We start from the raw sequence: 23,529 nt of genomic DNA on the forward strand, positions 1-23,529 counted from the left end.
GTGAACAGTAGTGGGTCAGCCGACCTTGGATTCGGGCACCCGGGCCGCGTCGCGGGCCGCCGGCTGGGCCGGCACGTCCGGCTTCACCCCGGCCGCCTCGGCGGCCAGCAGTTCCTTGGCCTTCGCCGCGTAGATGTCGACGTACTCCTGGCCGGACAGCTCCATCAGCGCGTACATGATCTCGTCGGTGATCGACCGCTCGATGAAGCGGTCGCCCGCGAGGCCCTCGTACCGCGAGAAGTCCAGGGGTTTGCCGAAGCGGACCTCGAGACGGCGTGGCCACCACATCTTGGAGCCGATGGGGTTGACCTTGTCCGTGCCGATCATCGCCACCGGGACCACGACGCCGCCGGACTCCAGGGCGATCCGGGCGACGCCGGTCTTGCCCTTGTACAGGCGGCCGTCCGGGGAGCGGGTGCCCTCGGGGTAGATGCCGAGCAGGTGCCCGTCCTTGACCAGCCGGGTCGCGGTGTCGAGCGCGGCCTGCGCCGCGTTGCCGCCGGACCGGTCGATCGGGAACTGGCCGACGCCGGTGAAGAACCACTTCTTGAGCAGGCCCTTGAAGCCGGGCTCGGTGAAGTACTCGGACTTGGCCGGGAAGGTCACCTTGCGCTTGACCCGCAGCGGCATGAAGAACGAGTCCGCGACCGCCAGGTGGTTGCCCGCCAGGATCGCACCCCCGGTCTCGGGGATGTTCTCCGCGCCGACGACCTTGGTCGGCCACAGCGTCTTGAGCAGCGGTCCGATGAATACCCACTTCATGAGCCAGTACAGCACCGGTACCTCAGTCCTCCATCACAGCCCGACCCCTGTCACCCGCGCCGAACAGCCTACGAAGCCCGGTGGCCGCCGCACAACGGAGACCACCCGGTTACCACCGGGCAGCGATCGATCTCACAGGGAATTCCGGGCCCGGGCGGAGCCCCACAACGCGCGCGAGCCGTGAGAGCATGGACGAATCCACCGCTCACACGGAAGGCGATCGCATGGGCGTGCTCGCCGGCGCGGAACCGTTCGGCCACACCGGTTCGGCCGAGACCGGGTTCCTGCTCTGCCACGGGTTCACCGGTACCCCGGCGAGTATGCGGGCCTGGGGTGACCACCTGGCCGGGGCCGGGTTCACGGTGCGCTGCCCGCTGCTGCCGGGGCACGGCACCCGCTGGCCCGACCTCAACCGCACGACGTGGGAAGACTGGTACGGCGCCGTCCGCGAGGCGCTGCTCGCGCTGCTGTCGACGTGCAAGACCGTGTTCGTCGGCGGCCTGTCGATGGGCGGCACGCTGACCCTGCGCCTGGCCGAGGAGTTCGGCGATCGGATCGCCGGGATCGTCCTGGTCAACCCGTCGGTGACGCGGCTGAAGTGGGACACGAAGCTGCTGCCGGTGCTGGGCCGGATCGTGCCGTCGGTGCCGGCGATCGCGAACGACATCAAGAAGCCGGGCGAGACGGAGCTGGCCTACCCGCGCACGCCCGTGCGGGCCGCGGCGAGCCTGGCGAAGCTGTGGGCGGTCGTGCGCGCGGACCTGGGCAAGGTCACGCAGCCGGTGCTGCTGCTGCACTCGTCGGTGGACCACGTCGTCGAGCCGGTGAACTCGCAGCTGGTGCTGCAGGGGGTGTCGAGCACCGACGTCACCGAGGTGGTGCTGGAGAACAGCTACCACGTCGCGACGCAGGACAACGACGCCGAGGTCATCTTCACGCGTAGCGTCGAGTTCGCGAAGGCGCACGCCGCACAACCCGAGGAGACCGCATGAGCCGGGGGAAGGACGGGCCGGAGGACGTCGACGCGACGTTCGCCGAGATCGTCGCCGACCTGCGGGCCGATGGGTTCGGGCTCCCCGAAGAGGACGACACCGCCGACACCGCGGTGAGCACGGAGCCCGAGCAGCGCAAGACGCCGGAGCGGCCGGTGGAGCCGCCGGCCGCGGACACCCCGCCGGAACCCGGCTGGCGGTCCGGGGGCACGACGTGGGACACCACGATGTTCTCCGACGACCCGGCCGGCGACGACGAGCACTACGTCCCGCCGGAGCCGCCGCCCCTGCCGCGGCCGAAGATGGGCGCGTTCCTCATCCTGCTGCTCTTCCTGTCCGGGCTGTTCCTGCTGATCCTGCCCGGCGCGATCGGCGTGGGCCCGACGGTGGCGACGCCGCTGGGCATCCTCGCGCTCGCGACGTCGATCGCGTTGCTGCTGCTGCGCGTCCGGCAGGGTCCGCCGCCCGGCGCCGACCCCAGCAACGGCGCCCAGGTCTGACCCGCCGAAACGATGCGCATCGAGTTCAGCCCTTCGCGGCGATCGACCGTCGGCGCGGAATGGGAGCTCGGCCTGGTGGACCGGCGCAGCGGTGAGCTGTCCTCGGTCGCCGAGCAGATCCTCGAGGCCGTCCGGCCCGACGGGCGGGCCGAGCACCCGAAGATCAAGCAGGAGCTGCTGCTCAACACCATCGAGGTCATCACCGGCGTCTGCGACACGATCGCCGAGGCCAAGGCCGACCTCGCCGGATCGCTCGACGTGCTGCACGGCGTCGCCGACCCGCTCGGCGTCGAGATGTTCTCGGCCGGGACGCACCCGTTCTCGAACTGGTACCAGCAGAAGGTCACCGACAAGGAGCGGTACGCGAAGCTGATCGACCGGACCCAGTGGTGGGGCCGGCAGATGCTGATCTACGGCGTGCACATCCACGTCGGGGTCGACCACCGCGACAAGGTCCTGCCGATCCTGGACGCGCTGCTGAACTACGCGCCGCACCTGCAGGCGCTGTCGGCGTCGTCGCCGTACTGGGGCGCCGAGGACACCGGGTACGCGTCGAACCGCGCGCTGATGTTCCAGCAGCTGCCGACGGCCGGGCTGCCGTTCCAGTTCCGGAAGTGGGCGGAGCTGGAGAGCTACGTCGAGGACATGTTCACCACCGGCGTGATCGACCACTTCTCCGAGATCCGCTGGGACATCCGGCCGGCGCCGCACCTGGGCACGATCGAGATGCGCGTCTGCGACGGGCTGCCGACGCTGGAGGAGGTCGGCGCGATCGCGGCGCTGACGCAGTGCCTGGTCGACGACTTCAGCGAGCGCCTCGACGACGGCGAGATCCTGCCCACGCTGCCGCCGTGGCACGTCCAGGAGAACAAGTGGCGCGCGGCCCGCTACGGCACCGACGCGATCGTCGTCCTCGACGCGGCCGGGCGCGAGCGGCTGGTCACCGACGACGTCGCCGACCTGCTGGACCGGCTGGAGCCGGTGGCGCGGCGGCTCGACTGCGTGGCCGAGCTTCGGGACGTCGAGACGATCTTGAAGTACGGGCCGAGCTACCGGCGGCAGCGGGCGGTCGCCGAGGCGCACAAGGGCAGCCTCAAGGCCGTGATGGCGTCGCTGGTCGCCGAGATGCGCGACGGCATCCCGAAGGATTAGAGCTTGTCGAGCTGACTGCGGAGCGTGCCGGGGCCGAGGATCGACGCGCCGAGGGCTTCGACGCGTCCTTTCAGCTCCCGGTCGGCCGTCGCGACGAGGGTCTTGCCCTTCTGCTGCGCGACGACCTCGACGATCTTCGAGTCGCCGTCGGTGTCCGCGGCGACGACCTCGACACCTGGCGTGCTGGTGACGTGCTTGGCCTTGCCTTCGACGACCAGGATGATCCGGGGCCACCAGGACACGGTGGCGTCGGCGGGGTCGGGCACGCCGGCTTCGGCGAGTTTCGCGAGCTGGTCGCGCAGGCGCTCGGCGGCGCCGTGGCGGTCGCGCCACCAGCCGTCCGGCCGCGAGCCGACGACGTTGGCGCCGTCGACGACGAGGACGAGCTCCTGCCCGACGCGGTCGCGCAGGGCCGGCCAGGCGGCCGCGAAGTCGCGGTGCAGCCGGTAGCCGGGCACGTCGTCGGGGTCCACCCAGCGCACCTCCGCACTTTCGGTGTTGGCGACTCGCGCCTCGGCGCCGTCGGCGAGGGCGAGCACGGTGGTGTAGCTCCAGTCCCCATGGTCCACCACGGAGGCCGACACCGCTCGGAAGGCATCGGCGGGAACGGAGGCTTCTTCGAAGGCTTCGCGGGCGGCGGCGGTCACGGCGGTCTCGCCGGCTTCGATGGCACCGCCGGGCAGTGCCCAGGTGCGGCCGTGGTGCACCCACCAGGCCCGGCGCTGCAGGAGAACGCCCCGCGCGGGATCGACGAGCAGCAGGCCGGCGGCCCCGTAGCGGCCCCAGTGCAGGTGCCCGCAGGAACACTTGACGAAGACGCTCGCGGACGGGGCACTCACCGGTCCAGCCTGTCACAGGTCGGCCGCGGATCGCCGGTCAGCGGAAGCCGGACTCGCTCCCGGCGGCCGCGGGCGAAGAGCTCACGGGAAAGGCCACGGCAGCAGACGGACCGGAACGTGGACGGAGCCCACACCCCCCGCAGGCCACGGGACCAGGTGACGATCGCCGAACGTGGGCGCCCGTTCCGAGCAGCCCCCGATTTCCACGCTACCGGGAGGCACCGACAGTTCCGCTCGAGCGGACCGCGGCGCCGGGGCACCATCCACAACTCCGACGAACGCGCAGGTCGCCGCATCGGGGCGGCCGCCCACACGCCTCGGCCGGGTCAGACCGGGGTCTTGGCCGCTTCCAGAGCCAGCGCCGCCGCGCCCACGATCGCTGTGTCGTCGCCCAGGTGGGCCGTGCGGATGCGGGCCAGCGGCCGGTGCCTCGCCCCCGTGATCGCGCCCGCGTAGTGCTCGCGGGCCTCGTCCAGGAACAGCGGGGCCGACTCCGACACTCCCCCGCCGATCACGATGATCTCCGGGTCGAACACGTCCGCCACGAGGGCCAGGCCCTCGCCCAGCCACTTGGCCAGCTCCGCCATCGCCAGCTGGGCGATCGGGTCACCGTCACGAGCCGCGCCGGCCACTCGCCGGCCCGTCACCGAGCCCGGGTCGCCCGCCACCTGCGGGGCCAGCACCGTCGACCGGCCCGGGTGCCGCGCCAGGAGCTCCACCGCCGTCGCCGCCAGGGCCGTTCCGCTGCAGTAGCGCTCCCAGCAGCCGTACTTGCCGCACGGGCACGGCCGGCCGCCGCGGACCACCGTCAGGTGGCCCAGCTCGGGCGCCACGCCGTACGCGCCACGGAACAGCTTGCCGTCCAGCAGCAGGCCCGCGCCGATGCCCGTGCCCAGCGCCACCAGCGCCGCCACGTGGGCGCCGCGGGCCGCGCCGAAGCGGTGCTCGCCCACCATCGCCGCGTTGACGTCGTGCTCCAGCAGTACCGGCAGGCCGACGCGCTTCTCGATCCGGTCCGCGACCGGCGCGCCGCGCCAGGCCAGGTGCGGCGCGAACATCACCGAGCGGCGGTCGCGGGCCACGAACCCGGCCACGGCCAAGCCGACACCGGCCACCTCGTGCCGGTTGCGCAGGTCCTCGACCACGCCCGCGATGGCGTCCTCGAGCACGCCTTCCTCGCTCGGCGTCGCGACGCGCGCCGTGTCCAGCAGGGAGCCGCGCTCGTCCACCACGCCGGCCCGGACGCTCGTCCCGCCGACGTCCACCCCTATCGTCCGCACTCAGCTCTCCCACTCGTCGCGCCTGCGGACGGTGATGTGCTGCACCCGCACCGAGACCGCGGCGTCCGCCGGGGGCCGCGGCGCCGGCCGGAACCCGGGCATGTGCACGCCCTCGTCCGGCTCCCAGCGGTCCGCGAGCACCGCCCGGAGCAACGCCACCAGCTGGGCCAGCTGTTCCAGCAAGCGAGCCGCGAACTCCGGACGCTCACCCCGCACCACGGCGACGATCGCACACAGCGGGCACCAGCCGCACGCCGAGCCGTCCGGTTTCGCCTGGTCAGGGTCCCCGTGCCCGGCGGCGACGACGCCCTCCAGCCACGGCGCCGCCTTCTCCACGACCATCTCGACGAGCAGGCGGATCTCCTCGGCCAGCTTCGGCCCGTCGGCCCCCGTCTCTTCGCTCACCCGCGTCCCCGGTTCCCGGCCAGGTACACGACCAGGCCGTCGGCGTCGGATTCCGCGCCGGTGATCCGGCACGGCCGCAGCGACTCCGGCAGGGCGATGAGCCTGCGGAAGCCGTCCACGGTGATCGCCAGGTCGTCGTCGACGCGGGCGAGGTCGACCTCGGCGTCCCGCCGGAGCGGGATCGCGATGCGCAGCGTGTACCCGTCCGGCGCCGGCCGCACGCGCAGCAGCGGGGTGACGGGGGTGCCGTCGCCGGCCAGGGGGTCGCCGCCGCGGTAGAGCTCGGCGGCGATCTCCAGCAGCGCGGGCAGCCCGACCGGTTCGACTGCCCGGTGCTCGACGCGCGACACCGTCTCGAACCCGGCTTCGGAGAGCTCGGCCAGCACGGCGTCCTGCTGGATCCGGCGCGTGCGCAGCCACGACGCGGCGCCGCCGCGCCAGAACCCGGGCGCGGGCATGAGCCGGTTGGCGATCAGCCCGTCGACGGCGATGCCGCGCAGGGCCAGGGAGCTGAGCGTCCGGCGTGCCTCGGCGACGACCACCCGCTCCGGCGTCAGCACCAGCCGGACCGTCGTCACCGACGGCTCGGTCAGCAGCGCGCGCAGTCCGTCGAGGTGGGCGCCCAGCCGGCGCACGGAGTCCGTGACCCGGCGGCCGAACACGCGGGTCAGGTAGCCCGACACGGCTTCGGGCAGGGAAAGCAGCCGCAGCGTCTCCGCCGTCGGCCCGCAGTCGACGACGATGGTCTCCCACGGCCCTTCTTCGGCCAGCCGGCGGACCTCGGTGAGGGCGAGCAGCTCGTCGACGCCGGGCAGCACGGTGAGCTCTTCGGCGTCCAGGGTGTCCAGGCCCGCGCCGGACAACGCCGACTGCAGCTCGGCGCGCAGCCGGTGCCAGGTCGTGTCCACCAGCGTCCGCGAATCGATCTGCACGGCCGACAGCAGGGCGTCCACTTCGGACGGTTCGGCGCCGAGGGTGTGACCGAAGGCGTCGCCGAGCGAGTGCGCCGGGTCGGTGGACACGACGAGGGTCTTCCTGCCGCGGGCGGCGAGCGCGGCGCCGGTGGCCGCGGCCAGCGTGGTCTTCCCGACACCCCCCTTGCCGGTGAACAGCAGGATCCGCACGCGGCTACCCCTCGGCCCGCTTCTTCAGCTCCTTGAGCGCGGTGTCCATGACCATCTTCTCGGCCTTGCGGCGCAGCAGCCCGATCATCGGCAGCGCCAGCTCGACCGACAGCGTGTACGTCACGCGCGTGCGGCCGCCGAGGTCCTCCAGCGCGTACCGGCCGTTCTGCGCCTTCTGCATCTGGCCCTTGACCAGGTGCCAGCTGACGCCGAGGCCGTCACCGTCCCAGTCGTACTCGAGGGTGTAGACGTCCTTGATCGGGCCCGCGTCGAGCGTGAGCTTGACCTGCTTGGCGCGCCCCTCACCGTCGGTGTCGAGGACCTCGGTCTGCCGGACGGCCTTGGCCCATTCCGGGTACGCGGGGAAGTCGGCGATCACGGCCATCACCCGGGTGGGCTCGGCGTCGACCTCGATGGACTGTGTGGACTGCTCGGCCATGGGACGAAGCGTAGCCGCCGCGGCCCGTCACCAACGCAGCACGTAGGGCTGCCCGGTCTCCTTGAAGTGACCCACGTTGCGGCACTCGGTCAGGCCGACCCGGGCGCGCGAGGACAGGGGCTGGTGGACGTGGCCGAACACCGACCAGCGCGGCCGCTGGGTGCGGATCAGCTCCAGCAGCGCCGTCGAGCCGATCTCGCTGCGGCGCGCGACGACGTCGTAGGTCAGCTCGGGCAGGGCCGGCGGGCCGTGGGTGCAGAGCACGTCGACGTCGGTGAGCGCGGCCACACTCGCGTCGTAGTCCTCGCGATCCCGCAGGTAGGGACGCCAGGCGGCGCCCTTGCGGCGGCGCGGGACGACGCCGTCGGGCAGCAGCGCGCCGCCGACGAACCCGAACCGCAGGCCGCCGAGCTCGGCCACCTCGCCGTCGAGGACGCGGATGCCCTCGCCGGCGAACTCGGGCCACAGCGCCGGGGTGTCGACGTTGCCGGGGGTGGCGTAGGTGGGCGCGGTCATCGCCGCGAAGAGGGCCGCGTACTGGGTGCGGATGGCCTCGTCGACGGCGCTCGCCGGGTCGTCGAGGCTCGCCCAGAGCGTCCGGGAGTAGGCAACGGTTTCGTCACGGGTGCCCTCGCGGCGCAGGCGGGCGAACTCGCCGACCTTCTCCGCGCCGAACAGGGCACCCATGATGCCCTTCTCGTGGTCGCGGTAGTCGACGAAGTCGATCAGGTCGCCGAGCACGACCAGGGCGTCGGCCCCGTCCCCCGCCCGCTTCAACGCGTCCGCGTTGCCGTGCACGTCCGAGACGACGTGTACCCGCACCCCTGGCCCCCTAGCTGTCCGTTCGCGGAGGAACGCCGGGCTCGCGCCCGTCCTCCAGGATCTCCTTGAGCCCGAGTGCGATCCCCTTCGCCGCGCGGGCCCGCCGGTCGAACTCCCGGCGCAGGTCGCGCGGCGCCAGTGCCCGGGGCGTCCCGGCCGCGTCGGCGGGGGTCGCCCGCAGGAAGTAGTGCAGCAGGGTGCCGTCGAGCACCGGCTCGAGCCAGACCTCCATCGTACCGACGAGCGCGCCGCGCACGGTCCAGCGCAGGCCCTTGTCCCCCCGGTCGGTGTAGACCTCCAGGACCAGGTCGGGCCAGTACCGCGTCCACGACTTGGGATCGGCGAAAACGGCGGCCACGGTGGACGGCGGGACCGCGAGAAACGTCTCGTCGACGACGTCGATGGCGGGCGGTGCGTTCACGTGCGAAGAATGTCACGCCCTCGCTGTGCGGGGTCGATCAGCATGGTCTTAAGGTGCTCACCACGCTAAGTTGACTGGCGGGTAACAGCGGTGTCGCCCACCGCACGCGTTGAACACGGAGGTCCACGTGCGCGAATACAGCGCTCCCGCCGGGAAGCCGGTGGCCGACGACGAGAACATGTCCGACGTCGTCTGGGCGAACGCCGAGCGGTTCTCGGACGTGGTGAGCTTCCGCCGCCAGGTCGACGGGACCTGGCTGGACGTCACGGCCAAGGAGTTCGCCGGCCAGGTGCTGGCCGTGGCCAAGGGCATGGCGAAGGCCGGGATCGGCCGCGGCGACCGCGTCGCGATCATGTCGAAGACCCGGTACGAGTGGACGCTGATCGACTTCGCGATCTGGGCGGCGGGCGCGGTGACGGTGCCGATCTACGACACGTCGTCGCCCGAGCAGGTGTACTGGATCCTCTCCGACTCGGCCGCCAAGGGCGTGTTCGTCGAGACGAACGGCCACCGCGGCGCCGTCGAGGAGATCCGCGACCGGCTCACCGAGCTGGACAACACGTGGCAGATCGAGGGCGACTCCCCCGCCGTCGAAGAGCTGGCCGCGCTGGGCGCGTCGCTCTCCGACGACGAGCTGCACGAGCGCCGCCGCGAGGTCACCGCCGACGAGCTCGCCACCATCGTCTACACCTCGGGCACCACCGGCCGCCCCAAGGGCGTCGAGCTGACCCACCGCAACCTGCTGGCCGAGATCCGCGCCGACATCGAGGCGTTCCCGCAGCTGATGGAGCAGGGCAACTCGCTGCTGTGCTTCCTGCCGCTGGCGCACGTGCTGGCCCGCGCGATCGCCGTGACCGCACTCACCGCCCGCGTCACCCTCGGGCACACCCCGGACGTCAAGAACCTGGTCGCCGACCTGGGCACGTTCCGCCCGACGTTCGTCGTCGCGGTGCCGCGCGTGTTCGAGAAGGTCTACAACTCGGCGAAGCAGAAGGCCCACGGCGACGGCAAGGGCAAGATCTTCGACGCCGCCGAGGCGGTCGCGGTCGAGTACAGCCAGGCGCAGGACGCCGGCGGCGCCGGCTTCGCGCTGAAGCTCAAGCACCTGGCGTTCGACAAGCTCGTCTACGGCAAGCTGCGCGCGGCCCTCGGCGGCCGCTGCGTCGCGGCGGTTTCGGGCGGCGCGCCTTTGGGCGCGCGGCTGGCGCACTTCTTCCGCGGCATCGGCGTCCCGGTGTTCGAGGGCTACGGCCTCACCGAGACCTCCGCGGCGGCGAACGTCAACACCCAGACGGCGTTCCGCGTCGGCACGGTCGGCAAGCCGGTCAACGGCACGTCGGTCCGCATCGCCGACGACGGTGAAGTGATGCTCAAGGGCGACGTCGTGTTCCGGGCGTACTACAACAACCCGCAGGCGACTTCCGAGGCGTTGACCGACGGCTGGTTCCACACCGGCGACCTGGGCGAGCTGGACTCCGAAGGATTCCTGAAGATCACCGGCCGCAAGAAGGAGATCATCGTCACGGCGGGCGGCAAGAACGTCGCCCCGTCCGGCCTCGAGGACACGATCAAGGCGGCCCCGCTGGTCAGCCAGGCGATGGTGGTCGGCGACCAGCGCCCGTTCATCGCGGCGCTGGTGACGGTGGACGAGGAGTACTTCCCGTCGTGGAAGTCCCAGCACGGCAAGCCCGCTTCGGCCACGGTGGCGGACCTCGCCGCCGACCCGGACCTCCTCGCGGAGATCCAGGCCGCGGTCGACGAGGCGAACAAGTCGGTGTCCAAGGCCGAGGCGATCAAGAAGTTCACGGTGCTGGCCAACGACTTCACCGAGGCCGGCGGCGAGATCACGCCGAGCTTGAAGCTGAAGCGCAACGTGGTCACGAAGAACTACGCGAACGACATCGAAGGTCTGTACAAGAAGTAAGCGTCACTCGAGCCGCTGGGCCGCGACGAAGTCGCGGTACCAGCGGAAACTCGCCCGCGGCGTGCGGGCCTGCGTCGCGTAGTCCACGTGCACCAGGCCGAACCGGTGCTTGTACCCGTGGGCCCACTCGAAGTTGTCCAGCAGGGACCAGCAGAAGTACCCCCGCAGGTCGACCCCCGCCGCCGCGGCCGTGTGGGCCGCCTCGATGTGCTCGTTCAGGAACGTGATGCGCTCGTAGTCGGCGAAATCACTTCGGTCCGCGTACACGCAGCCGTTCTCCGTCACGTACATCGGTGGCAGCTCCGGGTAGCGATTGTGCAAGCCCACCAACGCTTCCGTCAGCCCCTCCGGCTCCACCGGCCAGCCCATGCCCGTGCGCGGGACGTCCGGCACCTGCGTCGTGTCCACGCCGATGTCGGCCACCGTGCGCAGCGCCGGGTCGGGCTCGCGGTGCGGCGCGTCCGCCACGTGCAGCCGGTAGTAGTAGTTGACGCCCAGGTAGTCCAGCGGCGCGCCGATCGTCTCCAGGTCGCCGTCGAGGCGGAACGAGAAGTCCGAGACGCCGCTGAACATCGCCGCCAGGCCCGGGGCGTACCGGCCGCCGAACAGTGGGTCGGTGAACTGGCGGCGCAGCAGCGTGTCCTGCCGCGCGGCCGCCGCGGCGTCGGCGGCCGAGTCCGTCACCGGGACCACGGGCGACTGGTTGAGCACGATCCCGAACTGGTGCTGCGGCGTCGCCTGCGCCCGCATCGCCTGCACGGCCAAGCCGTGCCCGAGCAGCAGGTGGTGCGCGGCCGCGAGCGCGCCGTGCCCCTCGCGCGCGCCCGGCGCGTGACGCCCCTCGCCGTAGCCCGCGACCGCGCACGGGTACGGCTCGTTCAGCGTCGTCCAGTGGTCGACGACGTCGCCCAGCTCCTCGTGCACCAGCGACGCGTACTCGGCGAACCGGTGCGCCGTGTCGCGGGACCGCCAGCCCCCTTCCTCCTCCAGCGCCTGCGGCAGGTCCCAGTGGTACAGCGTCAGGAACGGCTCGGCCCCCTGCTCCCGCAACGCCTCCGCGAGCCGCCGGTAGAAGCCGAGGCCGCGGCGCTCGAAGCGGCGCCCGTCCGGCTGCACCCGCGGCCAGGACACCGAAAACCGGTAGGAGTCGACGCCCAGTTCGCGGAGCAGGGCGAGGTCGTCGCGCCAGCGGTGGTAGTGGTCCGCCGCCGGCTCGCCGGTGTCGCCGCCGGCCACCGCGCCGGGTACCGCGGCGAAGGTGTCCCAGATGGACGGTCCGCGGCCGTCCGCGGCGGTGGCGCCCTCGATCTGGAACGCCGAGGTCGCGACGCCCCAGCGGAAGCCGGGCGGGAAGCTGGAAGTCACAGTGAGCTCCGGGAGGTCAGCCCTTGAGCGCGCCCTGCATGATGCCGCCGACGATCTGGCGGCCGAACAGCAGGAACACGAGCAGGACGGGGACGGTGCCGATGGTCGCGGCGGTGAGCACGAGCGTGTAGTCGGTGGTGTAGCCACTGGCCAGAGTGGACAGTGCCGTTTGGACGGTCGGGTTCTCCGGCACCAGCACCACCAGCGGCCAGAAGAAGTCGTTCCACGCCTGCATGAACGTGAACAGCCCGAGCACGGCCGCGGCCGGACGGGCGGCCGGCAGGGCCACGTGCCAGAACAGCCGCAGCGAGCCGCAGCCGTCCATCCGCCCGGCTTCGAGCAGTTCCAGCGGCAGCGCGCGTTCGAAGTACTGGCGCATGAAGAACACGCCGAACGCGGTGACCAGGCCGGGCACGATGACCGCCTGCAGCTGCCCGGCCCAGCCGAAGTCGGCCATCATCATGTACAGCGGCACGACGCCCAGCTCGGTCGGGATCGCCTGGGTGGCGACCACGATGAGCAGCAGCACGGTCCGGCCGCGGAACTTCAGCTTGGCGAAGGCGAACCCGGCGAGCGTCGAGAACAGCACCACCGACACGGTGATCGTGCCCGCGACGATCAGCGAGTTCCCCAGCGCCAGCGCGAAGTCCGTCTCGTCGAAGACGCGGGCGATGTTCTCGAACAGGTGCCCGCCGGGGACGAGCACCGGCGGCACGCTGCCGACGGCTTCCGTCGTCTGCGAGGAGACGACGAACGACCAGTACACGGGGAACGCCGAGCCGGCCAGGATCGCGATCAGCGCGGCGTAGGTCCACGGGCTCGCGACCCGGCGCACGAGCCGCCGGGTCCGTCCGGGGGCCGCCGGCGGCGCGGGTGCCGCCGGGGTCAGCACGGTGGTCATGTCCGCTCCTCAGTCCGTTTGGATGCGCCGGGTCACCAGGTACGACAGGCCCGCGACGAGCATCGTGGCGACGGCCAGGATCAGCGCGATCGCCGAGCTGTAGCCGAAGTCGTACTTGGTGAAGCCCTGCTCGTAGAGGTAGAGCGCGGCGGTCTGGAACTGCCGGTCCGACCCGCCGGTGGCGGCCGCCGTGCCGGGGTTGAACAGCAGCGGCTCGGCCAGCAGCCGCATGTTCCCGGTCGTCGCGATCACCGTGGAGAAGATGATCTGCGGCCGCAGCAGCGGGACGGTGATCCGCCAGAACTGCTGCCACCCCTTGGCGCCGTCGAGGGTGGCCGCCTCGTACATGGTCGACGGGATCGCCTGCATCGACGCGAGGAAGATCAGCGCGTGGTAGCCGGTCCAGCGCCACACCACCATCGACGCGATGGCGGTGTGCGAGCTGGCCGTGCCGGCCTGCCAGTCGACGTGCCCGCCGCCGAACCAGCTCAGCACCCAGTTGACCAGGCCGAAGTCCCGGCCGAACAGCTGCGCGAAGATGATCGTCACCGCCGCCACCGAGGTGATGTTCGGCAGGATCATGCCCATCCGGAACAGCGTCCGCCCGCGCAGCCTGCGGTTGAGCAGGTGCGCGATGCCGAGCGCGAACAGGATCTGCGGGATCGTGGTCAGCAGCCACAGGCTGACCGTGTTCCCCATCGCGTTCCAGAAGTACGGGTCGTGGAACAGCAGCTGCTCGTAGTTGCCGAACCCGATGAACTTCGCGCCCTCGGCGTCGAGCAGGTTCCGGTCCTGCAGCGACACGAAAGCCGTGTACAGCAGCGGGAACAGCCCGAAGACGCCGAAGATGAGGAAGTACGGGCTGATGAAGCCGAACGGCGACAGCTTGACGTCCCACTTGTGCCGCCGGTCGGCCCAGGTCAGCGCCATTACTTGATCTTCTTCACGTCACCGACCAGCTGCTGCCACGCCGCCGCGCCGTCCTGCTTGCCCTGCTCGACGCGCTGCATCGCGTTGCCGAACTCCGTCTGCACGTCCCCGGCCTTGGGGCCCTGGTACTGGGGGTTCAGCTTCTTCGCCGCGTCGGTGAAGAGCTTGCCCACGGGGGCGTTGTTGAAGAACGGGTTGGTGTAGCCGGTGATCTTCGGGTCGTCGTACAGCGACGGCGTCGAGGGCAGCAGGCCCTGGCTGGTGAACACCTTCGCCTGCTGCTCGGGCGCGGTCAGCCAGGCGGCGAGCTCGGCGGCTTCCTTGGTGTGCTTGCCCTGCTTCGGCACGGTCAGGTACGACCCACCCCAGTTGCCGCCCCCGCCGGGCACGGTCGCGACGTCCCACTTGCCGGAGGTGTCCGGCGCCTGGTCCTTGATCTTGGTCATCATCCAGGCCGGGCAGGTGACGGTGGCGAACTGGCCCTGGGTGAACCCGGTGTTCCAGGTCGGCGTGCTGTAGAGCAGGCCGGCGGAGAGGTTCGCCTTGACGGCGTCGACGACCTGGTCCCAGCCGGTCCGCAGGGCCGGGTTGCTGTCGACGACGAGCTGGTCGTTCCGGTCGTAGTAGCCGACCGGCGCCTGGCCGAAGATCGCGTTGAGCACGGTCGGGCCGCCGTCCATGAACTTGACGCCGTTCGGCGCCTTGGCCTGGAAGCGCTTGCCGGTTTCGAAGAACGCCTGCCAGGTCGGCCAGAGCGCGGAGACGGCGTCGCGGTCGGCGGGCAGCTGGGCCTTCTCGAACAGGTCGCGGCGGTAGCAGATCGCCAGGCCGCCGACGTCGGTGCCGTAGCCGATCTGCTGGCCGCCCTTGGCGAGCGAGGCCGACCACTTCCAGCCCAGCCAGCGGTCCTTGAGCTTGTCGCCGCCGACGGTGTTGAGGTCGACGAACTTGTCCGGCGTCGCCTTGAACTGCGCGACGTACCCGGTGTCGATCGCCTCGATGTCCGCGGCGCCGCCGCCGGTGGCCAGGTGCGCGGCGAGGTTCTTGTGGTGGTCGGAGTAGGACGCGGTCCGCTCGGTGATCTCGATGTCCGGGTGCGCGGCCTGGTACTCCTTGATCAGGTCGGTGTAGCCGAAGTTGCCGAAGAGGCCGAGGCTGAGCTTGACCTTCCCGCCGCCGCCGGCGTCGCTGCTCCCGCAGGCGCTCAACGCGGTGACCGCGGCCAGGACAGCGCCCGCCACGGCGATCAGGCGGGGTCGTCGGGGTGTCGTTTTCGGGCGCATGAGATCTCCGTTGTTCTGCGGGCCGGTCGGAAAACGCGGGACCCATGAGAGCGCTCCCAGTGGTCATCCGTCAAGTAACGAAATGATAACTCGGCTCGGCATTTACCCAGCCAGAGATCATGTGCTACGAATGTAACCGGTTACAGCACAGGAGGTCAGCATGGTCACCGCCCGCGAGATCGCCCAGCTCTGCGGGGTTTCGGTCGCGACCGTGTCGCGGGTGTTCAACCGCCCCGCCACGGTGAGCGCGACGACGCGCGAGCACGTCGAACGCGTCGCCAGGGAGCTCGACTTCTCGCCGAACGAGTCGGCGCGGGCGCTGTCGCGGCAGCGCTCGGCGATGGTCGGGCTGGTCTGGGACACCGACCACCGGCGGCCCGGCTGGCGGCACCCTTTTCTGCAGGACCTGTTGCTGGGCCTCAAATCCGCGCTCAGCTCGCACGGCTACCACCTGCTGCTGCTCGCCACGAGCGACGACGCCCGCGACCGCAACCCCGGCGTGTCGCTGGCCGACCCGATCGCGTACGTGAGCATGACCCGCCGGCACCACCTGGCCGGGCTGGTGCTGATCGACAGCGGGACGGACGCCGACGCGTTCGGCACGTTCGCCCAGTCCGGGCTGCCGTGCGTCGCGGTGGACGTGGCGCTGTCCGGACCGCGGGCGACCTACGTGACGTCCGACAACGCCGCGGGCGCGGCGGAGGCCGTCCGGCACCTGGCCGCGCTCGGGCACCGGCGGATCGCGACGATCACCGGCCCGCGCGGCAATTCGCCGGCCGCGGCCCGCACCGACGGCTACCTGCGCGGACTGGCCGAGGCCGGGCTGCCGGCGCGCGAGGACTACGTGGTCACCGGGGACTTCTACCGCGAGAGCGGGTTCGTCGGGATGCGCCGGCTGCTGGCCCGCAAGGACCCGCCGACGGCCGTGTTCGCGGCGAGCGACGAGATGGCGGTGGGCGCGCTGCTGGCGGCCCGCGCGGCGGGATTGCGGGTGCCGGACGACCTGGCCGTGGTGGGGTTCGACGACATCGAAGTGGCGTCCTTGGTGGACCCGGCGCTGACGACGGTGGCCCAGGACAAACCGGGCTTCGGCACGGCGGCCGCGGGCGCGCTGCTGACGATGATCGACACGGGCGTCGCCCCGGACCCGGTGCGGCTGCCGACGAAACTGGTGGTCCGCGACTCCTGCGGGGCGTGAGTCAGCTCTCGAGGTACTCCGCGCGGATTTCGTCGAGGACGCGCCGGGCTTCCGTGGCCTCGCGGTCGTCGCGGCCCCGGGTGCGGGCGCACGTGACCAGCGTCTTCCAGAACGCCCAGCCGCGGCCGCGGGCCCAGGTCGCGTCGTCGACCGACAGCCGTTCGCGGAACGTCCGCCGGCCGTCGCCGGTCAGCAGCGTCCACGCGATGGCCAGGTCGCAGGCCGGATCGCCCACTCCGCACGTCCCGAAGTCGATGACCGCCGCCAGTTCCCCGTCGGCGAGCAGGAGGTTGCTCTCGGCGACGTCGCCGTGGAACCAGCGCTCGACGCCGTCCCAGGGTGCGGCCAGCGCGGTTCGCCAGATCTCGGCGTCCAGGTCGTGGCCGTCGAGTGAGCGCTGGACCAGGTCGTCGAAGGTGCGCAGCGTGCCGCCGCGGAACCAGTTGTGCTTGCCCGGCCGAGGGGCGTCGGCGCTGTCGACGCTTTGCAGTGCCGCCAGGAACCCGGCCAGGTCGGCCGCGAACCCGACGGGGTCGGCGATGGCGTCACTCCGCGCGGGCTCGCCGTCCAGCCACGGGTAGATCGACCACGCGAAGGGGTACTCCGCGCCGGGGCGGCCTTCCGCCAGCGGGACCGGGATCGGCAACGGCAGCCGGGGCGCGAGCACGGGCAGCCAGCGCTGCTCCTTTTCGACCGCCAAGGCGTATTCGGCCGCGCTGGGCAGCCGGACGGTCATCGCGTCGCCGAGGTGGAAGGTCCGGTTGTCCCAGCCGCCGTTCGCGACCGGCCGCACCGGGAGGTCCGCCCACCGCGGGAACTGCCCGGCGACGAGCCGACGCACCTGGTCCGCGGTGACGGTGATGCGCTGCGGTGGCGGACCGAGGCTCACTGGATCTTCGCGCTCCAGTCGATGTGGTGCTCGTAGACCCAGCCCGGCTTTTCGCCGACGTCCTGCCCCGCGCTCGACGCGACCAGCTTCTCGACGCGCTCGCGGCGAAGTCCTTCGTACGCCGCGAACGCCGACGCCGGGTCCGGCAGGTCACGCAGGCATTGCGCGAGGACCACGCTGTCCTCGAGCGCCATCGACGCCCCCTGCGCGTCGGCCGGGGCCGCGGCGTGGGCGGCGTCGCCGACGAGCACCATCTCGGGCGTCGACCAGATCCGCGTCTCCGGGACGTCGTAGGAATGCCCGCCGAACACCTCGTCGCCCGTCGCGGCGATGATGTCCGCGCAGGGCAACGGTTCCCCGGCGAACGCCGCGTGCGCGAACTCGCGCCACCCCGCCGGGGTGACGGCCGCGATCTCCTCGCGGGAGCGCTCGGCGTCGGGGATGCGGGCGAACCAGAACGTGGCGCCGTCCGGGTCGGTCGTGAACCCGAAGGCCGCCTTGCTGCCGCGGACCATCCGGTAGATCCCGGGCGCTTCCGGCAAGCCGGGCGCGCGCGTGCAGCCGTAGACGATGGTCTGTCCGGTGTAGCGCGGCTCGTCCGCGGCCGGGTCGATCAGCCGCCGGACGACCGAGCGCAACCCGTCCGCGCCGACCACCACGTCACCCGTTTCGGTGGTGCCGTCGGCGAACTCCGCCGTGACGCCGTCCGGGCCCGGTTTCGCGCTCACCAGGCGCTTGCCGCGCTCGAGCGGCACGCCCCGGCGCGCGGCTTCCTCTTGCAGGACGCGGTAGAGCGTCGCGCGGGTGAGCGTGCGCGGCTCGTCGAGGCCTTCGGTGCCGAACTCGCGGCGGCCGACCGTCTCGCCGTTCGGGGCGACCAGCTCGACGCCGTGCGCGGTGAACGAACTGTCGATCACCGGCTGGTCGGCGCCGATCGCGCGCAGGGCGTCCATGCCGTTGTGCATGATCGTGAGGAACGCGCCGACGTCGTCCCCGCCAGCCGGGTAGGCCTCGAAGACGACCGGGTCGTGCCCGGCCAGTTTCAGCGCCATCGCCGTGGCCGTGCCGGAAATCCCGCCACCCGCGACCAGTACCCGCACTCCGCGCCCCCTGTGAACTCCGCGTGCCGCCGTTCGCGACCCTACCGCGACGGCGGCACGCGGCGCTCACTTCTCCTTGGCGCCACTGGCCGCGATGTCGCCGTTGAGGCCGCGCGGGTAGAAGCCGCCCGAGGAGACCTTGTCCGGGTTGAGGTAGGCGATGTTGAGCACGCGGTCGGCGGAGCGGCCGAACGCGATGCCGTTCGCGTCCGCGGGGACGAGGTTCGCCTTGCCGTCCTTGAGCACGCCTTCGTCGTCGTCGGCCTTGCCGTCGAGGCTGTCGCGGGCGTCGGAGATCTTGTTCGTGATGTCGCCGAGGCCGCGTTCGAACAGCTGTCCGCGCACGATGCCGGCGTGGTAGGCCTCGACCGCGAGGATGCCCGCCGCCGCGTCGAGGAACGTCTTGTTGTTGACCAGCGGCGCCGCGCCCTTGTAGGCGGACACGCCGACGTCTTCGAAGAGGAACGCGGCGAGCAGGAAGTTGTTCTCGCTCGCGAACGGGTCGAAGGTCTGGCCTTCCTTGATCACGCCCGCGGCCTGCATGGCGGCGGTGAAGCTGTTCTGGAAGTCGATCTCGGGCTGCGCGACGGCGGCTTTGTCGAGCGCCTTGCGCAGGAAGGTGACGTGGGCGACCTCGTCGCCGGCGATCTCCTGGACGATCTGCTTGGTCTGCTCGCTCTTGAACTTCACGGCGTGCCCGCCGGAGACCTTGCCGAGGTTGCCGACGCCGTTGACGTACTTCTCGTTCAGCCCGTAGCCGTAGACGGCGAACGAGTACAGGTTCGCCTCGAGGTACTCCAGGTTGAGCGCGAAGTTCAGCACCGCGGCGTCGCTGGCGGCGGCGTCCTTCGCGTTCTGCTGCGGGTACTGCGAAGTCGCGCCTGCCGAGCCGAGGCCCAGCGACAGCGCGGTACCGAGCGCACCGGCTCCCGCGACGCCGAGTCCCGCCGCTCCCGCAGCCTTGAGGAAGCGGCGGCGGTCGGTCGCGTTCTCCGCGCTGCGCTCGATCAGCTGCTCTGTGTAGCGTTTTCCGAACACCGGGGGACGTCCTCTCGTGACGAGTTCGTCCACCTCACCCAACGGTGATACGTACCTGGACGGCCCCCGGCTCGGTCAAATCGGGAAAAAGTTCTTCCCGATTCCGTTCTCGCAGGTCAGGCCCGTTGCGCGGCGGCGAGCCGGACGCACACGGCAAGCGCGCGGACGGCCTCCTCGACGTCGGCGAGCTTCGGGAACGTCGGCGCGATCCGGATCACGGCGTCGGCCGGGTCGTTCCCGTGCGGGTGGGTCGCCCCGGCGGGGGTCAGCGCGACACCGGCCTCCTTCGCCAGCCGCACGACCTCCTTCGCGGTGCCCTCGGGCACGGTGAGCGACACGAAGTAGCCACCGGTCGGCTTGGTCCAGGACGCGAGGTCCGACAGCTCCTCGGTGAGGATGCGGTCGACGGCCTCGAACTTCGGGCCGATGATCTCGGCGTGCTTGCGCATGTGGGCGCGGACGCCGGCCTCGTCCTCGAGGAAGAGGGCGTGGCGCAGCTGGTTGACCTTGTCCGGGCCGATGGTGCGCTTGCCGATGTTGCCGACCCACCAGGCGAGGTTGGCCTCGGAGGCGCCGAAGAAGCCGACGCCGGCACCGGCGTGGGTGATCTTCGAGGTGGAGCCGAAGACGAAGACGCGGTCGGCGTTCCCGGCCTCGGTGGCCAGGGCCAGGAGGTCGGCCAGCTCCGGCTCGTCGTCGGTCAGGTGGTGCACGGCGTAGGCGTTGTCCCAGAAGATCCGGAAGTCGGGCGCCGCGGTGGTCATGGTGGCGAGCCGCCGGACGACGTCGTCACTGAACGTGACCCCGGTGGGGTTGCTGTACTTGGGGACGCACCAGATGCCCTTGACGGCCGGGTCCTCGGCGACCAGCGTCTCGACGGCGTCCATGTCCGGCCCCTGGGCGGTCATGGCGACGGGGACCAGCTCGATGCCGAAGCGCTCGGTGAGCGCGAAGTGGCGGTCGTAGCCCGGGACGGGGGCGAGGAACTTCAGGGTGGGCTCGTCGGCCCAGCGGCGCTCGGCCCCGGGCAGCTTCGACAGCAGCGCCTGGACGACGGCGTCGTGCATCAGCTCGAGGCTGGAGTTGCCCGCGGCGAGCAGCTGGTCGGCCGGGACCTGCAGCGCGCCGGCGAAGATGCGGCGCAGCTCGGGCAGGCCCTTGAGGCCGCCGTAGTTGCGCACGTCGGTGCCGTCCTCGGCCTTGAAGGAGCCGTCACCGGGGAGGGTCAGCAGGCCGTTCGCGAGATCGAGCTGCTCCGGGGAGGGCTTGCCGCGGGTGATGTCGAGGGAGAGGCCGCGGTCGACCAGGGCCGCGTAGTCGCGGCGGGCCGTGTCGACGTCGACGGAAGCAGTGGTCATGCCGTCAACGCTAAACCCGGCGTCGATACCATTTCGGGGCGGGTCCTGGCTAGGGTGATCGGTGTGCATTTGGTAGTCCACGCCGACCAGCGCCAGTTCTCATTGCGCGACTCGGGTTCCCACCTGGACGGCAGCGGCTGGACGGCAGCGGCGGTCGAATCCCACCGGATCGGGGCAGAGCCGGGCGGCATCGCGATCGCCACGGCGCGGTCGGACCTGGTGGAGTCTTCAGTGACGCTGCTGCCCAGGCCGCCTGGGTTGTCGGCTTCCGCCGAGCACGTCGTGGAAGCAGATCTTCCGGTTCCGAGTGGTCGGTTGGTGATTTCCGGGCCCGCGGACTATCCGTCGCAGGAGAAGTTCTTTTCGGTGTTGCCGGGGTTGTATAGGGCGCGGGTGTCGTATGTGCCGGCCGGGCCGCCCCCGGTGGACTGGAACGACCATGAGTATGGGGAGCATTACCGGTACGTGGTGGAGATGTGGCCGGTGTCGTCTGAGTCGGGGGTCGAGGTGTTGAGGCAGGGCGCAGCGGTCTGGGACGGTTAGGGCACGCGGTTGCGCAGGAGACGCCGCCCGGGGCTGATTGCGGCGGGCAAGGCGCAGAGGCCGGGTGCATCGACGGCTAGCACGCGAGCGCAGGTGATTGCGCCGGGCGGACATCGCGAAAGTCGAGGCCGAGGCCGGGCCCATCCGCCCGGACAGCCAGGGTCTGGGCGCACGCGGTGCGCCGAACATGCGCGGGCCGGAAGGCGCTGAGGTACGGCACATCCATCTGGGACGGTTGGGGCGCGATCGCAAGCGGTTGCGCAGGACACCCGCCGGGTGGGCTCGCGACGGTCGAGGCACTGAGGCAGGGCACGGTGCGCAGAAGACGCGCGGGCCGGAATGTGGGGCGAGGCACTGACAGGGCGCAGCAGTCTGAACGGCGAGGTGGCGGGCGGGTGGTTGCGCAGGACACGGGCCGGGCGGGGATTCCGGTGGACGAGGTCCTGCGGCAGGGCGCATCCGCCTGGACGACTACGACCGGGAGCGAAGTACTGAGGCTGGGCGCAGCAGTCTGAGACGGTAACGACGGTCGCGGGCGGTTGTACACGACACGCGCCGGGACGGGATTGCAGTGGGCGAAGTACTGAGCTGAGGGCGAATCCGCCTGGGACAGTTAGGGGCGGGTCTGTCGCCGGGGTTGGTGGCTGGCGTCGGTAATTGGAACTTCAGTTGGCCTGGTGCGGGTCTGCGAAGTGCTGGGTGGGCGATGCTATGCCTCACAGGTGCGGACGTGCGGGTAGGCCCGGAGCCGTTGGCTGCGGGCCTTTCCCGTCTTTGGTTGTCTCAGGCTGCGAATGGCAGCGGTTGGTGCAGGTTGTTGCGCCTGGGTTTTCGGTGTTTGTCCAGGAATGTTGGTGGGAGAAACTCCGGGAGGCCGTCGGCGGCTATGCGGACTTCCCAGCCGGAACGGTGCAGTAGCCGGTGGTGGTGGGCGCACATCAGGACCAGGTTGTTCAGGTCTGTTCGGCCGCCTTCGGACCAATGGTGGATGTGGTGACCCTGGCAATGCCTTGGCGGGCGGTGGCAGCCCGGGAAGGCGCAGCCGCGGTCGCGGAGGTACAACGCTCGGCGCAGGCCGGCCGAGATCAGGCGGCGGAGGCGGCCCAGGTTCAGCGGCTCGCTCTTCTCACCCAGCACCGCGGGGATGATCATGCTGTCGCACGCGTGGATCCTGGTCTCCGCCGCCGTCATCGTGCCGGTGTCGCCCAGGGTTGCCTCGCCCACGCCCGTCTTGAGATCGTTTAGGGACACTGCGACCATCACGTGGGCTCGCTCGCCCGCCTGCATCGGCAAAGTCGGGGAGTTCAGGGCCAGGTCGATCGTGTCGGAGAACGCGTCGCCGTAGCGTTCCTGCGGGGAACGGTGGTCGCCGCCCTCGTCGGTGCCTGTGCGGCGTTCGGCTAGGGCGTCGAGCAGTGCGCTGGCTCGGGTTCCCGTTTCGTCGTCGAGACGGCCGTGCAGCTCCCATACTCCGGTTCTTTTGCGGCGTAACGAGAGTTCGCGGCTGGGGACCGCCGGTTCGGTGGTGTCTGGTTCCGGGCCGTCGGGGTCCAGGTGCGCCACGATGCGGGCTCCCAAGGCAGCGACCTGTTTGTGGCCTGCGTTCTCGGCCAGGGCCAGCAGGTGCCCCTCGGCGTCCTCGCGTTGCTCCGGTGGGATCTGCGTGAGGGTGCCGACGATCGTGTCGATCATCGGGTTGCTCAGACGACCCTCCGCCGCGGCAGCGCCAGTCAAGGGCGCCACGGCGGGGGTGCTGTCGACGTGGTGGCCGTGGTTCACAAACCTCGCTCGCTTGACCACCGTCTCCGCCGCCGACTTCGGGATGTCCGCCAAATGCTCGAGGAGACGGGCCACCGAGCGGTAACCGAAGAGTTCCGTCACCCCGCGGGACTCGATTTCCACCAGCAGCGCACCGATCTCGGCCTCGGCGCTACGCACCACGGTGAGCAGGGTGGAGATGCGATCGGCCAGGGCCGTCGCATCCGTCTTCCACACTGCTTCCGTTGCCATACAACAAGGTTACCCGACTCCGAACGCACGATCATCACACGAACAGGTGCCGAACAGAGCCCCGCAGGGGCACCGTTGCGTGGGGAATCGGCGCTCCCGACCACAGCAAGAAAGCAACCACAGGAAGCGCCGATTTCCCACGCCCGGCGAAGCCGTATCTTTAGAGCGTGTCTCACTTGGATGTTGGTTGAGGTGCGGGCATGATCTTGGCCTGTGATGGACGAGTTGTCGCAGCGGCTGGTGCCGGACGAGTT

At 71.1% G+C, this 23,529-nt stretch carries 23 protein-coding genes; 6 read left to right on the top strand and 17 right to left on the bottom strand.

From position 1 onward, the window contains the following. Positions 1-15 precede the first annotated feature (15 nt). Positions 16-777, bottom strand: coding sequence for a lysophospholipid acyltransferase family protein (locus ACZ7OH_RS24500; protein WP_470282863.1), 762 nt, complete (start codon positions 775-777; stop codon positions 16-18). 209 nt (positions 778-986) lie between these two features. Between ACZ7OH_RS24500 and ACZ7OH_RS24505 the strand changes: the two genes are divergently transcribed. From ACZ7OH_RS24505 to ACZ7OH_RS24515, 3 genes are read left to right on the top strand one after another with little or no spacing between them, the layout of a single operon-like run. Next, entirely contained in the window at positions 987-1,754 is a 768-nt protein-coding gene (locus ACZ7OH_RS24505; protein ID WP_400889427.1) for an alpha/beta hydrolase, read from the top strand. Then, positions 1,751-2,254 carry a hypothetical protein gene (locus ACZ7OH_RS24510; RefSeq protein WP_470282864.1) on the top strand — a complete coding sequence of 168 codons (504 nt, stop codon included), beginning with the start codon at positions 1,751-1,753 and terminating at the stop codon, positions 2,252-2,254. The genes ACZ7OH_RS24505 and ACZ7OH_RS24510 overlap by 4 nt, the downstream gene beginning before the upstream one ends. A gap of 12 nt (positions 2,255-2,266) precedes the next feature. Continuing rightward, positions 2,267-3,406, top strand: a complete 1,140-nt coding sequence (locus ACZ7OH_RS24515) for a glutamate--cysteine ligase (RefSeq protein WP_470282865.1) — start codon at positions 2,267-2,269, stop codon at positions 3,404-3,406. Here ACZ7OH_RS24515 and ACZ7OH_RS24520 read toward each other — a convergent pair. The 7 genes from ACZ7OH_RS24520 to ACZ7OH_RS24550 all read right to left on the bottom strand — a co-directional run bounded on the left by ACZ7OH_RS24520 (position 3,403) and on the right by ACZ7OH_RS24550 (position 8,736). After that, a complete protein-coding gene (locus ACZ7OH_RS24520; RefSeq protein WP_470282866.1) occupies positions 3,403-4,245 on the bottom strand; it encodes an NUDIX domain-containing protein in 843 nt (280 codons plus the stop codon). The genes ACZ7OH_RS24515 and ACZ7OH_RS24520 overlap by 4 nt on opposite strands. Before the next feature lie 326 nt (positions 4,246-4,571). Beyond that, positions 4,572-5,510 (bottom strand): ROK family protein, encoded by a 939-nt coding sequence (locus ACZ7OH_RS24525; protein ID WP_470282893.1) that lies wholly within the window; start codon positions 5,508-5,510, stop codon positions 4,572-4,574. A gap of 15 nt (positions 5,511-5,525) precedes the next feature. After that, the gene (locus tag ACZ7OH_RS24530) at positions 5,526-5,867 is read right to left on the bottom strand and encodes a hypothetical protein (RefSeq protein ID WP_470282894.1); all 342 of its coding nucleotides are present in this window, start codon (positions 5,865-5,867) and stop codon (positions 5,526-5,528) included. Positions 5,868-5,926: 59 nt separating this feature from the next. After that, positions 5,927-7,054 carry an ArsA family ATPase gene (locus tag ACZ7OH_RS24535; RefSeq protein ID WP_470282867.1) on the bottom strand — a complete coding sequence of 376 codons (1,128 nt, stop codon included), beginning with the start codon at positions 7,052-7,054 and terminating at the stop codon, positions 5,927-5,929. A gap of 4 nt (positions 7,055-7,058) precedes the next feature. Next, the gene (locus ACZ7OH_RS24540) at positions 7,059-7,493 is read right to left on the bottom strand and encodes an SRPBCC family protein (RefSeq protein ID WP_470282868.1); all 435 of its coding nucleotides are present in this window, start codon (positions 7,491-7,493) and stop codon (positions 7,059-7,061) included. Positions 7,494-7,520: 27 nt separating this feature from the next. After that, a complete protein-coding gene (locus ACZ7OH_RS24545) occupies positions 7,521-8,315 on the bottom strand; it encodes a metallophosphoesterase family protein (RefSeq protein WP_470282869.1) in 795 nt (264 codons plus the stop codon). A 10-nt stretch (positions 8,316-8,325) separates the two neighbouring features. Beyond that, complete coding sequence (locus ACZ7OH_RS24550; protein WP_400889413.1) at positions 8,326-8,736, bottom strand: polyketide cyclase / dehydrase and lipid transport; 411 nt, start codon at positions 8,734-8,736, stop codon at positions 8,326-8,328. Positions 8,737-8,863: 127 nt separating this feature from the next. On the opposite strand from ACZ7OH_RS24550, the gene ACZ7OH_RS24555 reads away from it, so the two are divergent. Continuing rightward, positions 8,864-10,660 carry an AMP-dependent synthetase/ligase gene (locus ACZ7OH_RS24555; protein ID WP_470282870.1) on the top strand — a complete coding sequence of 599 codons (1,797 nt, stop codon included), beginning with the start codon at positions 8,864-8,866 and terminating at the stop codon, positions 10,658-10,660. Between the two features lie 3 nt (positions 10,661-10,663). Here ACZ7OH_RS24555 and ACZ7OH_RS24560 read toward each other — a convergent pair whose 3' ends face one another. Genes ACZ7OH_RS24560 through ACZ7OH_RS24575 form a run of 4 tightly spaced genes read right to left on the bottom strand, consistent with a single transcriptional unit; the run spans position 10,664 to position 15,139 of the window. After that, the gene (locus ACZ7OH_RS24560; protein WP_470282871.1) at positions 10,664-12,025 is read right to left on the bottom strand and encodes a GH1 family beta-glucosidase; all 1,362 of its coding nucleotides are present in this window, start codon (positions 12,023-12,025) and stop codon (positions 10,664-10,666) included. Between the two features lie 16 nt (positions 12,026-12,041). Continuing rightward, complete coding sequence (locus tag ACZ7OH_RS24565; protein WP_400889407.1) at positions 12,042-12,926, bottom strand: carbohydrate ABC transporter permease; 885 nt, start codon at positions 12,924-12,926, stop codon at positions 12,042-12,044. Positions 12,927-12,935: 9 nt separating this feature from the next. After that, positions 12,936-13,856 carry a carbohydrate ABC transporter permease gene (locus tag ACZ7OH_RS24570; protein WP_470282872.1) on the bottom strand — a complete coding sequence of 307 codons (921 nt, stop codon included), beginning with the start codon at positions 13,854-13,856 and terminating at the stop codon, positions 12,936-12,938. Then, positions 13,856-15,139 carry an ABC transporter substrate-binding protein gene (locus ACZ7OH_RS24575; protein WP_400889403.1) on the bottom strand — a complete coding sequence of 428 codons (1,284 nt, stop codon included), beginning with the start codon at positions 15,137-15,139 and terminating at the stop codon, positions 13,856-13,858. The genes ACZ7OH_RS24570 and ACZ7OH_RS24575 overlap by 1 nt, the downstream gene beginning before the upstream one ends. Before the next feature lie 160 nt (positions 15,140-15,299). Here ACZ7OH_RS24575 and ACZ7OH_RS24580 point away from each other — a divergent pair, with 160 nt between their 5' ends. After that, complete coding sequence (locus tag ACZ7OH_RS24580; RefSeq protein WP_470282873.1) at positions 15,300-16,337, top strand: LacI family DNA-binding transcriptional regulator; 1,038 nt, start codon at positions 15,300-15,302, stop codon at positions 16,335-16,337. Between the two features lies 1 nt (position 16,338). Here ACZ7OH_RS24580 and ACZ7OH_RS24585 read toward each other — a convergent pair whose 3' ends face one another. The 4 genes from ACZ7OH_RS24585 to ACZ7OH_RS24600 form a co-directional block, all read right to left on the bottom strand. Next, positions 16,339-17,226, bottom strand: a complete 888-nt coding sequence (locus ACZ7OH_RS24585; protein WP_470282874.1) for an aminoglycoside phosphotransferase family protein — start codon at positions 17,224-17,226, stop codon at positions 16,339-16,341. Then, complete coding sequence (locus ACZ7OH_RS24590) at positions 17,223-18,326, bottom strand: FAD-dependent oxidoreductase (RefSeq protein WP_470282875.1); 1,104 nt, start codon at positions 18,324-18,326, stop codon at positions 17,223-17,225. The genes ACZ7OH_RS24585 and ACZ7OH_RS24590 overlap by 4 nt, the downstream gene beginning before the upstream one ends. Before the next feature lie 66 nt (positions 18,327-18,392). Continuing rightward, positions 18,393-19,364 carry a ferritin-like domain-containing protein gene (locus tag ACZ7OH_RS24595; RefSeq protein ID WP_470282895.1) on the bottom strand — a complete coding sequence of 324 codons (972 nt, stop codon included), beginning with the start codon at positions 19,362-19,364 and terminating at the stop codon, positions 18,393-18,395. A 116-nt stretch (positions 19,365-19,480) separates the two neighbouring features. Next, the gene (locus tag ACZ7OH_RS24600; protein ID WP_470282876.1) at positions 19,481-20,722 is read right to left on the bottom strand and encodes an aspartate aminotransferase type Ic; all 1,242 of its coding nucleotides are present in this window, start codon (positions 20,720-20,722) and stop codon (positions 19,481-19,483) included. Positions 20,723-20,785: 63 nt separating this feature from the next. On the opposite strand from ACZ7OH_RS24600, the gene ACZ7OH_RS24605 reads away from it, so the two are divergent. Continuing rightward, positions 20,786-21,265, top strand: coding sequence for a hypothetical protein (locus tag ACZ7OH_RS24605; protein ID WP_470282877.1), 480 nt, complete (start codon positions 20,786-20,788; stop codon positions 21,263-21,265). 783 nt (positions 21,266-22,048) lie between these two features. Here ACZ7OH_RS24605 and ACZ7OH_RS24610 read toward each other — a convergent pair. Then, on the bottom strand, positions 22,049-23,275 hold the full coding sequence (locus ACZ7OH_RS24610) for an HNH endonuclease signature motif containing protein (RefSeq protein ID WP_470282878.1): 1,227 nt from the start codon (positions 23,273-23,275) through the stop codon (positions 22,049-22,051). Positions 23,276-23,529 lie beyond the last annotated feature (254 nt).

This window comes from Amycolatopsis sp. NPDC114478, assembly GCF_055633805.1.